The sequence below is a fragment of the Pantoea sp. X-Soil-OKNW-556 genome (genome assembly GCF_059730695.1).
Genome location: NZ_AP035990.1, coordinates 3,787,457 through 3,802,361, shown reverse-complemented (window position 1 = coordinate 3,802,361; position 14,905 = coordinate 3,787,457). Strand labels below are relative to the sequence as shown.

The 14,905-nt window shown below is 55.6% G+C and carries 12 protein-coding genes; 9 read left to right on the top strand and 3 right to left on the bottom strand.

From position 1 onward, the window contains the following. Positions 1-4 precede the first annotated feature (4 nt). The gene (locus AC6I8T_RS17645) at positions 5-514 is read right to left on the bottom strand and encodes a Csu type fimbrial protein (protein WP_036625498.1); all 510 of its coding nucleotides are present in this window, start codon (positions 512-514) and stop codon (positions 5-7) included. Between the two features lie 29 nt (positions 515-543). Continuing rightward, the gene (locus tag AC6I8T_RS17640) at positions 544-1,113 is read right to left on the bottom strand and encodes a spore coat protein U domain-containing protein (RefSeq protein ID WP_013510497.1); all 570 of its coding nucleotides are present in this window, start codon (positions 1,111-1,113) and stop codon (positions 544-546) included. A gap of 543 nt (positions 1,114-1,656) precedes the next feature. Between AC6I8T_RS17640 and AC6I8T_RS17635 the strand changes: the two genes are divergently transcribed. From AC6I8T_RS17635 to AC6I8T_RS17625, 3 genes are all read left to right on the top strand, one after another. After that, positions 1,657-3,756, top strand: a complete 2,100-nt coding sequence (locus tag AC6I8T_RS17635; protein ID WP_497834190.1) for a putative bifunctional diguanylate cyclase/phosphodiesterase — start codon at positions 1,657-1,659, stop codon at positions 3,754-3,756. A gap of 155 nt (positions 3,757-3,911) precedes the next feature. Continuing rightward, a complete protein-coding gene (locus tag AC6I8T_RS17630) occupies positions 3,912-5,993 on the top strand; it encodes a putative bifunctional diguanylate cyclase/phosphodiesterase (RefSeq protein ID WP_208723605.1) in 2,082 nt (693 codons plus the stop codon). A 107-nt stretch (positions 5,994-6,100) separates the two neighbouring features. Next, positions 6,101-7,513, top strand: a complete 1,413-nt coding sequence (locus AC6I8T_RS17625; RefSeq protein WP_208723606.1) for an aminotransferase-like domain-containing protein — start codon at positions 6,101-6,103, stop codon at positions 7,511-7,513. 102 nt (positions 7,514-7,615) lie between these two features. On the opposite strand, the gene AC6I8T_RS17620 is transcribed toward AC6I8T_RS17625, so the two are convergent. Next, complete coding sequence (locus AC6I8T_RS17620; protein ID WP_021183419.1) at positions 7,616-8,098, bottom strand: YlaC family protein; 483 nt, start codon at positions 8,096-8,098, stop codon at positions 7,616-7,618. A gap of 261 nt (positions 8,099-8,359) precedes the next feature. On the opposite strand from AC6I8T_RS17620, the gene AC6I8T_RS17615 reads away from it, so the two are divergent. The 6 genes from AC6I8T_RS17615 to olsF all read left to right on the top strand — a co-directional run bounded on the left by AC6I8T_RS17615 (position 8,360) and on the right by olsF (position 14,839). Next, positions 8,360-8,980, top strand: a complete 621-nt coding sequence (locus AC6I8T_RS17615) for a cupin domain-containing protein (protein WP_021183418.1) — start codon at positions 8,360-8,362, stop codon at positions 8,978-8,980. A 124-nt stretch (positions 8,981-9,104) separates the two neighbouring features. Next, positions 9,105-10,544 carry a circularly permuted type 2 ATP-grasp protein gene (locus AC6I8T_RS17610; RefSeq protein ID WP_013510490.1) on the top strand — a complete coding sequence of 480 codons (1,440 nt, stop codon included), beginning with the start codon at positions 9,105-9,107 and terminating at the stop codon, positions 10,542-10,544. Further along, positions 10,538-11,467: an alpha-E domain-containing protein gene (locus tag AC6I8T_RS17605; RefSeq protein WP_021183417.1), complete on the top strand. Its 930-nt coding sequence runs from the start codon at positions 10,538-10,540 to the stop codon at positions 11,465-11,467. The genes AC6I8T_RS17610 and AC6I8T_RS17605 overlap by 7 nt, the downstream gene beginning before the upstream one ends. Further along, positions 11,464-12,264, top strand: coding sequence for a transglutaminase family protein (locus tag AC6I8T_RS17600; RefSeq protein ID WP_208723609.1), 801 nt, complete (start codon positions 11,464-11,466; stop codon positions 12,262-12,264). The genes AC6I8T_RS17605 and AC6I8T_RS17600 overlap by 4 nt, the downstream gene beginning before the upstream one ends. A 20-nt stretch (positions 12,265-12,284) precedes the next feature. Then, on the top strand, positions 12,285-12,989 hold the full coding sequence (locus tag AC6I8T_RS17595) for a proteasome-type protease (protein WP_021183415.1): 705 nt from the start codon (positions 12,285-12,287) through the stop codon (positions 12,987-12,989). A 143-nt stretch (positions 12,990-13,132) separates the two neighbouring features. Next, the gene (olsF, locus tag AC6I8T_RS17590; protein ID WP_208723610.1) at positions 13,133-14,839 is read left to right on the top strand and encodes a bifunctional ornithine lipid synthase OlsF; all 1,707 of its coding nucleotides are present in this window, start codon (positions 13,133-13,135) and stop codon (positions 14,837-14,839) included. Positions 14,840-14,905 lie beyond the last annotated feature (66 nt).

The window sequence follows — 14,905 nt, the reverse complement described above, 5'->3', positions numbered from 1 at the left end:
TCCTTCACCAACTCAGGGTGACGGTTAGCGTATCGGTGTAAACCCCGGCGCGCGTCGGCCCGGGTAACTGCAACACGCCGTAAATCGGCAACGTGATGTTGTTGGCGTTGCTGTAACTCAGCGTGATGGGTGAATTCACCCCAATCGCGGTGGTGTGGCTGGCGTTGCTGTATAAGCTGTAGGCCACGGTATTGGTGAAACTGGCCAGTTTCAGGTTGCGGGTGGTGGTGTAGTTGCTGCCGCCATTGATTGACATGCTGACCGTGGTGCCTGGTGTGCAGGCAAGGCTGATGGTGGAACTCTGGACAAAAGTGGCACTGACGCTGTTGCTGGCGACGCCAGACTGGGTGCCAAAATTGAGCGTGCCAAAAACGCCGGGATTAGTACCGGAAACCACGCAGCCAGCCACCACTGAGGCAGAGACCTGAAAGGTTGCGCTCGGCAACCCCCAGGCGTTGACACTCCCTATCAGCAGGGCCAGACCGCCAACAATGCGCGTCCACCCATTGACCACTCTCACCCTGTTTAACCGAAGTTTCTGCCTCAGTAATTCACAGCAACGTTAATGGTATCGGTGTAGGTTCCCGCCGGAATTAACGGGTTGAAACCACCACCGACTACGCGACCATAAATGGCGTAGTTGGTCCCCAGGGTTGGGTCGGTGGTTCCGCTCGGCGCGATATTGGTGTTATTGGCGATAGCGGTGGTGAAGGCTGCATCGCTGTACAGGGTGTAGGCGATGCCTTGTGTGTTGTTGGAACCGAGGATTAAATAGCGTGGTTGTCCACTCACGGTGCCATAAATGGTGGCTGGCGCAGCATTGCTGCTGGTGACCTGCACGTTAAAGGTTTGACCGGTGGTGCAGCGAACATAGATACCATTGCCAGATGCCCCAACCAGGGTGGCATTCAATGTATCAAAAGTGGCAGCGCTGCTACCGAAGTTTAATGTACCGAAGTTCACCCCGGTCGTGGCTGATTGACCATTCACCAGGCAACCGGTAGTCAGGGTGAGCGTCGCGTTAATGGTTCCCGTTGTGGTGGCAGCGAAAGCAGCGTACGGCGGGAAGGTGGCGCTCAGGCTGGCGGCCAAAAGAAAAAGCTTGAGTTTCATAATCATTCCTTACTGATTATCCAGGGTCAGTGCTTTTTCACCTGATGATGTATTTATGAAATCAACCGAAAAATAACAAGAAGCCATGTTTGGCGGTACAGCAAAACCCCTGCTGTCTAAGAAAGTTCTTATGCGGCAGGGAAATGATTTATATCAGTTTTCTTTACTATAGTTCAGCAAAGCGAAGCCTGTCAGGTCCACCAATAATTTTTCCCTAATCAATTTATTCAATTCGCCGATAATTCAGTGATAGCAAGGGATCCCGGCAGGTCAAAAAAACTAAACAAGGAATTATTTCTCCCTCTACCGCGATGCAAGGTTCAGTGTTATGTTCATGCATTAATCAGACATAATAACGATTCTCCACTTAGCGATAGATAATGAACATAAAAAAGCCCCAGCGCGCTAATCCCCAGATTCTCCTGGCTCGATTAGCGGCTGCATCGCTTTAAAAGTTAACTGACCGTTTATGCATGCTTTTTAATCTTTGTTCCTGTTCGATAATTCAGCACCTGCTCGCTAGCGGGTTAGTGAGGAGCGCTCATGTTGCTGATTACCTGGGATAGCGTTCTGGTGACGAGCTCATTAATCGTCGCTTTTATCGCCTCATTTACGGCACTGGATACTGCCGGACGCGTTGCGGTGTCTCGTGGCTGCATCGCTCGTTTGTGGTTGGTGGCTGGTGGCACCGCGATGGGTATTGGTGTCTGGGCGATGCATTTCATCGGTATGCTGGCGATGATGCTACCGATGACCATGCGTTACAATGTGCCGCTCACCTCATGGTCACTGGCGGTGGCGATCGTCGCAGCCATCTTTTCGTTTGCCCAGGTGGTACGCGGTAGCCACCTGACATGGCGTCGGTTGGTGCGCGGTACGTTAATCCTCGGCAGCGGGGTGGTGGCGATGCACTATCTCGGCATGAACGCGCTGATGATCGAACCGGCCATTCACTGGAATATCGAGCTGGTTGCGTTGTCGGTGTTGATTGCTTATGCCGCATCCGGCGCTGCGCTCTGGCTGGCATTTCATCTGCGCCAGGGCGATGGCCTGTTGTTGATGCGGGGTTGTGCCTCCCTGGTCATGGGGGCTGCCGTTGCCGGAATGCATTATGTCGGAATGGCCGCTGCGCAGTTCAACAACACCAGCAGCATGATGGAACACGGTGTCAGCGATCAGGGGCTGGCAGTATGGGTGACCATCATCACCCTGACCATCCTTGGGATCACGTTGTTGCTGTCGATGCTGGATGCGCAGCTACGCGCGGCGCGACTGGCAGCGAAGCTGAAGCATGCCAACAATGAATTACGCCAACTGGCGATGCACGACAATCTCACAACCTTACCTAACCGGGTGTTGCTGGAGCAGCAACTGGACGCTGCCGTCAAACATGCCACGCTCAACGATCAAACCTTCGCATTGATGTTTATGGATCTGGATGGCTTTAAGGCGGTCAACGATACCTGGGGACATCACGTTGGTGATCGCTTACTTGTCGCGGTAGCTGCGCGCCTGCGTAATCAACTGCGTGAGGATGTCATTCTGGCGCGTCTCGGGGGCGATGAATTTGTGCTACTCAGTCCCGACAGTGACGGTTTACAGGCCGCGACTATCGCCCAGCGCCTGGTGAATACCATCGATGCCCCTTTTGAACTCGACCGTTATTCGCTACGGGTGTCACTCAGCGTTGGTATCGTCATCTTCCCGCTGCATGGCCGCAGCAAGCAGGAGATGATGTTCAACGCCGATTCCGCGATGTATCACACCAAACACAGTGGGCGTAACGGCTGGTGCCTGTTTGAACCGGCGATGAGCACGGTTGCGCAGCACCAGCTGGCGTTGGCTAATGATCTGTGGCACGCGCTGGAACATCAGGAGATGCGCCTGTTTTATCAACCGAAGTTTCGTGCCGGTGGGACCTTGCTGATGGGGTTTGAGGCCCTGCTGCGCTGGCAGCATCCGCGCCGTGGCTTGTTGATGCCGGATATGTTCCTGCCGCGAGCGGAGAAAACCGGGCAGATCATCGCGCTGGGCAACTGGGTGATCAACGAAGCCTGTCGCCAGTTGCGCCAATGGCATGAAGAGGGGAACAGCCACTGGAGCGTCTCCGTTAACCTGTCGGCATTGCAATTCCATCAGCGCGACCTGATCGACAGCATCAGTGAAATTCTGCAACGGCATGCTTTACCGGAAGGCGCGTTGATGCTGGAAATTACCGAAACTATCGCCATGCGCGACCCGCAATTCAGTCAGCAACGTATTGCTGAGCTGCACCAGTTGGGGGTGAAGGTCGCGATTGATAATTTCGGTATTGGTTATGCCAATCTGCTGCATCTGAAACATCTTGAAGCGACCGAGCTGAAAATTGATCGTAGCTTCATCAATAGTCTGCGTGCCGACAGCGAAGACGCCACCGTCGTCAGTGCGATGATTACCCTGGCACAAAGCCTGAATTTGCGCATGGTCGCCGAGGGTGTGGAGACGGAAGAACAGCAACGCTTATTAACCGGGTTGGGTTTTGATACGTTGCAAGGTTATTTACTGGGCAAACCTACCCCGGCAGATCGTATCGGCGAGTTCACGATGACAATGGGCGCACCGCTGGTTATTCCTGAAAATATCGCACCCATGGCGGGTGCGTGACGAGCAATTTTGATTTTCTGAATCGTAATCTTTCATCGTTCAACGACCAATAACGGCAGCATGACTGCCGATAAATAATACAATAATATTTATATATTTTACGTTTTATTAACAACACCACAGCTGTTAATCCAGCTATGACTTGGGAACTCACTATGTTAGTGACTTCGTACGATTGGTATACCGTCATCGTCTCGGTGTTGGTGGCGATGCTGGCCTCCTTCACGGCACTGGATATGGCGGGAAGAGTAGCGACTGCCAGTGGCAAATCAGCGCTGGTATGGCTACTGGGCGGCGGCTTTGCCATGGGGGTGGGCATCTGGGCGATGCACTTTATCGGCATGTTGTCGATGAGCCTCGATATGGTGATGAGTTACGACCCATTGCTCACCGTGGCATCGATGGTGATTGCGGTGCTGGCATCGATCTTTGCATTGTGGCTGGTGTGCTCGGGCGAACTGCCCTGGTCGCGACTGTGCGGTGGCGCATTGGTGCTGGGTTTTGGCGTGGTGGCAATGCACTACACCGGCATGGCGGCGCTGATGTTCTCGCCTGGCATCGTCTGGAATGGTTACTGGGTTGCGGCATCTGTCGCGATTGCCCTGGTGGCTTCTGGCGTGGCGCTATGGCTGGCGTTTACTCTGCGTGAAGGCACTGGCCGCGTCACCCTGTTGCGTCTTGGCGCGTCGGTGGTAATGGGCTGTGCCATTGCCGGTATGCATTACACGGGTATGGCGGCGGCGAATTTCCCGATGCACAGCCACGCTACCCATATGGGGGTTAATAGCAACTGGCTGGCAATGCTGGTGACGGTAGTGACGCTCGCGATCCTCGGCATCACTCTGCTGGTTTCAATGCTCGATGCTCGCATGCAGGCGCGCACCTCGATCCTGGCCCGTTCACTGGCGGAGGCGAACCGGGAACTGGCACAGTTGGCGCTGCATGACAATCTGACGCGCCTGCCGAACCGTATTTTGCTGGAAGACCGCCTCGATCAGGCGATCAACAAAGCTGACCGCGAACAGTCTCACTTCGCGTTGATGTTTATGGACCTGGATGGCTTCAAAGCGGTCAATGATGCTTTTGGTCATCATGTCGGAGACAACCTGCTGATTGCCGTGACCGAGCGCATGACCGGGCAGATGAAAGGGCATTACACCCTGGCGCGCATGGGAGGCGATGAGTTTGTCCTGCTGATTGAGATTGATGATCCTAATGATGCGGCGGCGGCGGCTGATGCGCTGGTGAAAGCGATCGAGAAGCCGTTCAGCATCTCGCGTTACGAGTTGGTGGTGTCGTTGAGTATCGGTATCGCGGTGTACCCTGGCGATGGTGTGGATGAGCGCGAGCTGATGTTTAATGCGGATGCAGCGATGTATCACACCAAAAACAACGGACGCAACGGCTACAACTTCTTCCAGCCCTCGATGAACACCCTGGCGCAAAGCCAACTGCAACTGAACAACGATCTGTGGCAGGCGCTGGATAATGACGAGCTGCGGTTGTTCTACCAGCCGAAATATTGCGCACCGCGTGGACCCATTATTGGTTTTGAAGCCTTACTGCGCTGGCAGCATCCGACGCGCGGCCTGCTGACGCCGGACAAATTCCTGCCGATGGCGGAAAAGACCGGGATGATCGTCAATATTGGTAACTGGGTGATTAACGAAGCCTGCCGTCAGCTGCATAGCTGGCATTTGCAGGGGCATCCTCACTGGTCGGTGGCGGTGAACCTGTCGGCTTTGCAGTTTGAGCAGTGCAATCTGGTGGAAACCGTCACCACCGCCTTAACTCAGCACCAGATTCCGGCAGAGCTGCTGACGCTGGAGGTCACCGAAACCACGGCGATGCGCGATCCTGAAGAGAGCGTGCGTATTCTCACGGAACTGACCAATATGGGGGTGAAAGCCTCGATTGACGATTTTGGTACCGGCTATTCCAGCCTGTTGTATCTCAAACGTTTACCGGCCAGTGAGTTGAAAATTGACCGTGCTTTCGTCAATGAACTGCAAGCGAAATCGGAAGATGCCACCATCGTCTCCGCGATTGTGGCGCTGGCGCAATCGCTGGATTTAAAAGTGGTGGCCGAAGGGGTAGAAACCGAGGAACAACAGGCGTTTCTCACCGGGCTGGGATGTAATTCATTGCAGGGTTATCTGCTGGGGCGGCCCCTGCCGCCAGACCGCATCGGCGAACTGCCGGAGTTTGTTGGCGTGTTGGAAGAGACGGCGAAATAAGCATTTTGCATAGAGTAGTGGCGCGATTTATCGCGCCACTACAATCGCTTGCGGGAGAGGGTTAGGGTGAGGGAAAATCCCCACATTACATTCTGACGGAGATTCAGGTGGCGAAATACCAGCAGCTGGTCGATCAACTGCGCGAACAAATCGAAGCCAATATCTGGCAACCCGGAGAAAAATTGCCTTCGCTGCGTCAGCAGGCCGATCAATCCGGCCTCAGCCTGATGACGGTGATGCACGCCTACGAAGTGCTGGAGAGTCAGGGCTGGATTTTGTCAAAACCACAATCCGGTTATTACATTGCGCCGCGCGCTGCGGCACTGCGACCGCGTCTGGCGACGCAAACGGTCGAACGCCTGGAGCAGACCGATACCAACAGCTTTGTATTTGATGTCCTCCAGGCGACACGCGATCCGGCGATTATGCCGTTTGGTTCCGCCTTCCCCGATCCGGAGTTGTTTCCTCAGCGCCAGTTGATGCGTTCGCTGGTCAAAGTCTCGCATAACCTGAAACCGACGGACGCGCTCAACAATTTGCCGCCCGGTAACCCTGAGCTGCGCAAAATCCTGGCGCAACGCTACGCACAGCAGGGGATCACCATTTCACCGGACGACATCGTGATCACCAACGGGGCGATGGAAGCCCTCAACCTGAGTTTGCAGGCGGTAACCGAGCCGGGGGATTGGGTGGTGATAGAGAATCCCTCATTCTATGGTGCATTGCAGGCGATTGAACGCCTGAAGCTGAACGCCATCGCCATAGCCAGTGATGTCGAGCAGGGCATTGATTTTGACGAACTGGAACAGGCGCTGCAACGCTGGCCGGTCAAAGCCTGCTGGCTGATGACCAACCGGCAAAATCCGCTGGGTTTTACTCTCAGCAACACGCGCAAGGAACAACTGGTGGCGCTGCTGGCGCGCTATGGCGTGACGCTGATTGAAGACGATGTTTACAGTGAGTTATGGATTGGCGAGGAGAAACCATTACCGGCGAAAGCTTTTGATCGCCTTGGTGATGTCATGCATTGCGGCAGCTTCTCGAAAAATCTGGTGGCGGGCTTTCGCATCGGCTGGGTGGCGGCGGGCCGGCATGCGCAACGTGTCCAGCGTATTCAGTTGATGAGTACGCTCTCCACCAGCGCGCCGATGCAACTGGCGCTGGCGGATTTTCTCTCCACCCGCAGTTATGACAGCCATCTGAAACGGCTGCGTCAGACCTTAGCAAAACGTAAACAGCTGGCACGCACTGCGCTGCGTCAGGTACTGCCAGCGGATGCCCGCATCAGCGATACGCCGGGCGGCTACTTTTTATGGGTAGCCTTACCCGAGGGCATCAATACCACGCAGCTTTATCATCTGGCGTTAGAGCAGGGGATCAGTATCGCGCCGGGGCAGCTATTTTCCAGCAGTGAAGATTTCCGTCACTGCTTCCGCTTCAATACTGCCTGGCCGTGGGATGCGCGCGCCGAAGCGGCGGTGGAAAAATTAGGTCAGTTAATCAAACAACTGCACCCGTAGCAGCGCGATTTATCGCGCAGTCTTTTGCGGCCAGACTCCCTCATCCCGACCTTCTCCCGCTAGCGGGAGAAGGAGATGTGCAGTATGCCGGTCAGGTTAAATTTAAACCTGCGCTGCCTGCCGATGTCCCCAGGTCAGGTAATACACATCGTAAAAATCCACTTCGCCTTTCTGCTGCATCAGGCGATGAATACCGCTACGCACACGGTCCGGCGTGCCGGGGTTATCCAGAATCTTGTTGATGCCCTGGGAGGATACCGGCTGAATGTAATACCACTCGCCGTTGTAACAAACGCGCAGATCCAGCGCATCAATGTCCTCAAAGCGGTATTTCGGATTGATATCCAGCAGCATTAAAAAGCTCATCACCAGCACGAAAACCGTGGCAAACCAGAATGCGGGCCAGCCGAGCATGTCGGTGGAAAAAATCAGCGCCACGCACAGCCCGTAGCACAAGTACATCACCGCCCACAGGCCAGGGTGCGTTTTCAGAAACGAAAAGCTAAAACGTGGCAAATTGTCGCGACGTTCTTCGCGATTCAGTGTGGCGATTTCATCAAGCAGGATTTGTTTTATGGCGTCCATTGTTCACCTCTCTTTCACTGCCTGCCAGTAAAGCACGTAACAGTGAAGGGCGGCAGACACAGATCAGTGAAGAATTTTTATAACAGTTGCGCACAAAATCGCAGGGCAAGGTCATTACGCCCAAAATGTTAAAGAGGTTAATCATTAATTTGGCTTTAGTTAGCAAAATCATGCTTTTATGTGAATTTTGCGGGCCTGAGCACATTGTATTGTCATCCGTTTTTGCCACACTTAAGCAACGTGGCTAACCGGAGAAAGAGTATGACTGTCTACCCATCCAGCCTGCTGTTACTGATGTCTTTCGCCGCTGGCACCTTTTCCGCAGGGGCTTCCAGTAACCCGCAGCATCTGATGTTATCTATCCCGTCTGGCGGGGTGCCGAATAATCCGTTGCCGCTGATCATCTGGCCGGGGGTTGCCCCCGACAACGACAGCGAAGACGAGGAAAATCAGGACACCGCCATCTGGTTTGAAGAAACTTTTACCCGCAACGGCTGGCCCGCTGCGTGGCGTTCTCCCATCTTTCCGTATACCCATTACCACCCGAATACGCATGAAATAATCGGTGTTGGCGCGGGCTGGGCAGAAGTGTTATTTGGTGGCGACAGTGGTCGCATGGTGACGTTGCGCGAGGGGGATGCGGTGCTGATCCCGGCGGGGGTCGGCCATAAACAGATCCACGCCAGTGAGGATTTCTTCACCGTTGGCGCCTATCCTGAAGGTATATCGCCGGAAACGCTGCGCGATGAACCGCGTTTTCTGAGAACCTCTCAGGCGCAGATTCAGCGCGTACCCATGCCGAAGCGCGATCCTTTCACCGGCGGGGAGGGAGCAATGACGGAAATCTGGTTACCGGTCGCGCAGCAGCTTCTGCACCAATAAGGTGCATTGCACCCATTTCCGGCGTTAACTCACTGATAAGGTGCGCGTGCGGTGCAGCACGCACGCGCCTGGCACAGTTTGTGCAGCAGTGAAATCAGGTCCTCTGATAAGCGCCGGGTAAATCATGAAAGAAAGCTACCAGATAGCATCACACTTCTATGATGAGATGTTGCTGAGCGACGGCCAACACCGCGCTCACTATCAGCACTACTGGGAATGGTTGCAAGCGGCGGACAAAGAGGCAGTGGCGCGTAAACGTGAGGAAGCGGAACTTTTGTTTCATCGCGTTGGCATCACCTTCAACGTCTATGGCGAGGACGGTGGCGCAGAGCGCCTGATTCCGTTCGATAGCGTGCCGCGTATTATTCCTGCCAGCGAATGGGCAATGCTCGATCGCGGTATCCGACAACGGGTACAAGCCCTCAACGCCTTCCTGCACGATATCTACCATCAACAGCACATCCTGAAGGCGGGCATCATTCCTGCCGAGCAGGTGCTGGTCAACGATCAGTACCAGCCTTGCATGCAAGGTGTTGATCTACATCGTAATATCTATGCGCATATCGTCGGCGTGGATATGGTGCGCAACAACGATGGCGAATATTACGTGCTGGAAGATAACCTGCGCACCCCGTCTGGCGTCTCCTATATGCTGGAGAACCGCAAGATGATGATGCGCCTCTACCCGGAGTTATTTGCCGAGCAGCATGTGGCCCCGGTCGAGCGTTATCCGTCGCATCTGTTGCAGACGTTGCGTGAAAGCTCGCCGGTGAACGATCCGGTGGTGGTGGTGCTGACGCCGGGCCGCTTCAACAGCGCCTATTTTGAGCACAGCTTCCTCGCCCAGCAGATGGGCGTCGAGTTGGTGGAAAGCGCCGATCTGTTTGTTAAAGATGGCGCGGTGATGATGCGTACCACCGCCGGACCCTGCAAAGTGGATGTGATCTATCGACGCGTGGATGATGCCTTCCTCGATCCGCTGGCGTTCCGCCCGGACTCAATGCTCGGCGTACCCGGATTGCTGTCGGTGTACCGTGCCGGGAATGTGGTGCTGGCGAATGCCATCGGCACCGGGGTAGCGGATGACAAATCGATCTACCCCTATGTGCCGGATATGATCCGTTTCTACCTCGACGAAGATCCGATCCTCAATAACGTGCCAACCTGGCAATGCCGCAACCCGAAAGATCTTTCCTACGTTTTGGCCAACCTCGATCAGATGGTGGTGAAGGAAGTGCACGGCGCAGGTGGCTACGGCATGTTGATTGGTCCGGTGGCGAGTCAACAGGAGCTGAGCGACTTCCGGGCGCGTCTCCAGGCAAGGCCGGATAACTATATCGCGCAGAATACCCTGTCGCTTTCGACCTGCCCGACCTTTATCGACAACGGCCTCGCACCACGGCATATCGACCTGCGTCCGTTTGCGCTGTGCGGGGCGGATATCCGTCTGGTACCGGGCGGTTTAACTCGCGTGGCGCTAACCGAAGGTTCGCTGGTGGTGAACTCATCGCAAGGCGGTGGCACCAAGGATACCTGGGTTCTGGAGGATGACGCATCATGCTAAGCCGCACGGCCAGTGGCCTCTATTGGATGGCGCGTTATCTGGAGCGCGCGGAACAACTCGCCAGGGTATTGGATGTGACTAACCGGCTGTCGTTGATGCCGGTGCGTAACAGCCACGGTGATGAGCTGCTGTTGCCGCTCAATCTTACTGGCACGCGTCAGCTGTTTGAAACGCTCAACGGTCGTTTCACCATGCCGCAGTTGTTCAACTTCTTTGCTCTCGACGATCGCAATCCCAGCAGCATTTTTTGCTGTTGGCAATCGGCATGGAACAACGCCCATGCGGTGCGCGGTAGCCTCTCGTCGGAAGTGTGGGAAAGCATCAACTCCACCTGGATTGAGATGCGTAGCATGCGCCGTCGTGGCATTTCCAGTGCCAATGCCGACAGCTTTTTTGACTGGGTCAAGGAGCGTTGCCATCTGTTTCGTGGTGCGATGTTTGGCACCCTGTTGCGCGGCGATGCCATGAGTTTTATTCGCCTCGGCACCCTGATGGAGCGTGCTGACGGCAGTACGCGCCTGTTGAGCGTCAATCAACAATTGCTGGAGCAGCATCCTGATTCGGTACGCGAATATTATTGCCTCGACACCTTGCTGCGTGCGGTATCCGCCCGCGAGGCCTATAACGCCATCTTCAAACAACAGCTGATGCCGGATCTGGTCAATGAAATGCTGATCCTGCGCAGCGAAAGCCCGCGATCCTTGCACTCCTGCATTGAAGAGATCGCTAACCAACTGGAGCAGATCGGCAGCAGCGGTGAAGATCGCCCGCGCTATCTTGCCACAGTATTGCTGGCTGAGATGCGGTTCAGCACCTGGGAAAGCCTGACGCGTGATGGCCTGAATAACTGGCTGAACCATTTCCTGGCAGACATTAACGCATTGGCTGACAGCATCAATCACACCTATCTGGAGGCGAAATGAGACTGAACATCGAGCATAAAACCTGGTATGCCTGGGAGCATCCGGTCAAACTCAGCACCCAGTATCTGCGCCTGACACCGCAAAACTCGGTGCATCAAAAAATTCTGTCGTGGGAGCTGGCGCTGCCCTGCGATGCGACCCGTACCGTCGATACTTACGGCAACGTGATGCATGTGCTGACGCTGGACACGCCGCATCAGATGCTGGAAATCGCCGCGCGCGGTGTGGTGGATATTCTTGATGAAGGCGAACTGGCGGCCGATCCGGAGTCAACGCTGTCACCGCTGATTTTCCTGCGCGGTACGCCGCTGACGCAACCGGATAGCGCCATCCGCGATTTTGCCCTGCGTTACTGGCGACCCGAAGCACCGCTTGCCAGCCTGGAAAAATTGATGGGAGAACTGCTGCTGAAAATGCCTTATCGTCCCGGCAGCACCCAGGTGAGTGATACCGCCGCGAAAGTATTTGCCGCCGGCTCTGGTGTTTGCCAGGATCACAGCCATGTGTTTCTCGCCTGCTGTCGCAGTCTGGGGATTCCGGCGCGGTATGTCAGCGGTTATCTCTATACTGACAATGTCGAACACGTTGCCACCCATGCCTGGGTTGAAGCCTGGTTGGATGGCAGTTGGCACAGCTTTGATATCACCAATAATACCCGCAGCACCCGGCAGCACTTACGGCTGGCGGTGGGCGTGGATTATCTCGACGCCTGTCCGGTTCGCGGCATGCGCCTGGGCGGCGGGGGTGAAGATATGCTGGCGGTGGCTGCGGTGCAACAGGTGCACTCGCAGCAGTAATTCTCTTTGCAGGCGTGACTATGACTTATTGTGTGGCAATGCGTTTATCATCAGGGATGATTTTTGTTTCCGACTCACGCACCAACGCGGGCGTCGACCATATTTCGTCGTTTCGTAAGTTGCATGTGTTTCAGGTGGATGATGAACGCACGTTGGTGCTGCAAAGCGCTGGCAACCTCGCCACCACGCAAAGCGTGATGAGCCTGCTGCGACGCGGTAATGATGACAGCGACCAGCCCAATCTGCTCAACGGGAAATCGTTGTATGACATTGCGTTACTGGTGGGCGAAACGCTGCGCGAAGTGATCAAGCGCGATGGTGAAGAGTTTGGCGGCACGCTGCTGCTGGGTGGACAGATCCGTGGCGAAGAGCCGCGGCTGTTCCAAATCTATCCGCAGGGGAATTTTATTGAAGCCAGCGTCGATACCCCGTATTTCCAGATTGGCGAAAGCAAATACGGCAAACCGATCATTGACCGTGTGCTGCGCTACGAAACGCCGCTCAGCCAGGCGATGCAGTGCGCGCTGATTTCGATGGATTCGACCCTGGCGAGTAATATCTCGGTCGGGTTGCCGCTGGATGTGATGATCTATCACAGCGACAGTTTCAGCGACAACGAGCAGTACCATATCACTGACCAGCACCCCTATTTTTCACAGATCCGCCAGCTATGGAGCAAGGGGCTGCTCAGCGTGTTCTCGCAGCTCCCGCCGCTGAAATTGTAGTTCCTGCCAACAAGCGCGATAAATCGGTGCTGTAGCGGAGCGATTTATCGCGCGTCTGTTAAACCTGATAACGACGTTCATAAATCTGAAAACAAGCCGTTTTACCTTCGGGGCGATAACCGCTCCCTATAAGAAGGTGAACAATGTTTTCTGTTGATCAGGTTCTCAATACTTACTGGCCGGGCTTCCAGGCGGCGGGATGGCAAAAACGCCTGCTGAAATGGGCGCTGCGTGAACACGAATTCCAACAATTTGCCGCTCGCTATCGCCACCTGCAAGGGGTGGACATGGTGGAGCAGGTGCTGGAGCACCTTGATGTGCGCTGCGAGTTAAGCGAGCGCGATCTGGAGCAAATTCCTTCTCATGGCCCGGTGGTGATTATGGCTAACCACCCCCTGGGCGCGCTGGATGGTCTGGCGCTGCTGGCTGCGGTATCGCAGGTCAGGCGCGATGTGAAAATTGTCGCTAACCGCATGCTGATGATGCTGGAACCGCTGAATAACCTGATGCTGCCGGTGGATAACATGGGCAACCGCACCAGTCGTGAGCAGTTGACGCGTATGCAGCAGCATCTCGACAATCAGGGCGTACTGATTGTTTTCCCGGCAGGGGAAGTTTCACGTCTGACCACCCGTGGCGTGCGCGATCGCCGCTGGCATCACAGTTTCCTGCGCCTTGCCGCCCGTGCCCGTGCTCCGCTGGTGCCGGTGCATGTGGTGGGGCGTAACAGCGCGGCTTTTTATGCCGTCAGCCAGATTGCCCAGCCGCTGGCCTTGCTGATGCTGGTGCGTGAGATGTTTCGCCAGCGTGGTTCGCGTATCAAGCTGCATATCGGTGAGCAGATCCCCTTTGCGCACTGGCACGACGGCCACACGCCAGGTAAAGAGCTGGCGAAGCGGCTGCGCAAGCATCTGTACCGTATCAGTCAGGGACGACGTGGCCTGTTTCAGACCGAGGCAGCCATCGCTCGCCCGGAAGATCGTGCTGAGCTGAGAAAAGCGTTGCTGGAGAGCGAGCGGCTCGGCACATTGCCGGATGGTAAGCAGATCTACCTGTGGCGGCGCAACGGCGCAAGTTGGGTGCCGTTGTTGCGAGAACTGGGCCGCCTGCGTGAAATTGCTTTCCGCGCGGTAGGCGAGGGCAGCGGCCGACGACGTGACCTGGATAAGTACGATGATGATTACTATCACCTGATTTTGTGGGATGACGCCGAGCTGGAGATTGTGGGCGCGTACCGTTTTATTCCGGGGGGAGAGCAGCTGGAGCGGCGCGGCCTGGAAGGGATCTACAGCGACAGCCTGTTTCATTATGACGAACGTATGCTGCCGATAATTCGCCAGGGACTGGAGCTGGGACGCAGCTTTATCCAACCCGCTTACTGGGGCAAACGGGGTCTGGATTACCTGTGGATGGGGATTGGTGCCTATATCGCCCGCTACCCGGAAACCCGTTATCTGTTTGGCCCGGTCTCGATCTCCGGCGGGATGCCGCTGGCGGCCCGCGACCTGCTGGTGGCGTTTTATCGCCTCTATTTCCCGACCGAGCTGCCGCTGGCAACATCGCGTCGTCCCTATCCGGCTTCGCTACCGGAAGTGCTGGCGCAGTTTACTGGCGACAATTACCAGGAAGATTTACGCCGCCTGAAGCATCTGCTTGCCAACCTCGGTACCGCTATTCCGACGCTGTACAAGCAATACTCGGAACTGTGCGAACCGGGTGGAGTGCAGTTTATTGATTTCGGTAGCGACCCCGATTTTAACCATTGCATCGATGGCCTGGTGTTGGTCGACCTGACGCGCGTCAAAGCCGCACGTTATGAGCGCTATATCGCGATGCATCTGGTCCCGTAGCGGCGCGATTTATCGCGCAGGTTTTTCCCACGTCACGCACGTATGGCGCGATAAATCGCGCCACTA

What these genes read in the sequence shown, in the direction of transcription:
- AC6I8T_RS17640 (WP_013510497.1), bottom strand. Translation starts at nt 1,113, where the DNA reads ATGAAACTCAAGCTTTTTCTTTTGGCCGCCAGCCTGAGCGCCACCTTC.
- AC6I8T_RS17635 (WP_497834190.1), top strand. Translation starts at nt 1,657, where the DNA reads ATGTTGCTGATTACCTGGGATAGCGTTCTGGTGACGAGCTCATTAATC.
- AC6I8T_RS17630 (WP_208723605.1), top strand. Translation starts at nt 3,912, where the DNA reads ATGTTAGTGACTTCGTACGATTGGTATACCGTCATCGTCTCGGTGTTG.
- AC6I8T_RS17620 (WP_021183419.1), bottom strand. Translation starts at nt 8,098, where the DNA reads ATGGACGCCATAAAACAAATCCTGCTTGATGAAATCGCCACACTGAAT.
- AC6I8T_RS17615 (WP_021183418.1), top strand. Translation starts at nt 8,360, where the DNA reads ATGACTGTCTACCCATCCAGCCTGCTGTTACTGATGTCTTTCGCCGCT.
- AC6I8T_RS17610 (WP_013510490.1), top strand. Translation starts at nt 9,105, where the DNA reads ATGAAAGAAAGCTACCAGATAGCATCACACTTCTATGATGAGATGTTG.
- AC6I8T_RS17605 (WP_021183417.1), top strand. Translation starts at nt 10,538, where the DNA reads ATGCTAAGCCGCACGGCCAGTGGCCTCTATTGGATGGCGCGTTATCTG.
- AC6I8T_RS17600 (WP_208723609.1), top strand. Translation starts at nt 11,464, where the DNA reads ATGAGACTGAACATCGAGCATAAAACCTGGTATGCCTGGGAGCATCCG.
- AC6I8T_RS17595 (WP_021183415.1), top strand. Translation starts at nt 12,285, where the DNA reads ATGACTTATTGTGTGGCAATGCGTTTATCATCAGGGATGATTTTTGTT.
- olsF (WP_208723610.1), top strand. Translation starts at nt 13,133, where the DNA reads ATGTTTTCTGTTGATCAGGTTCTCAATACTTACTGGCCGGGCTTCCAG.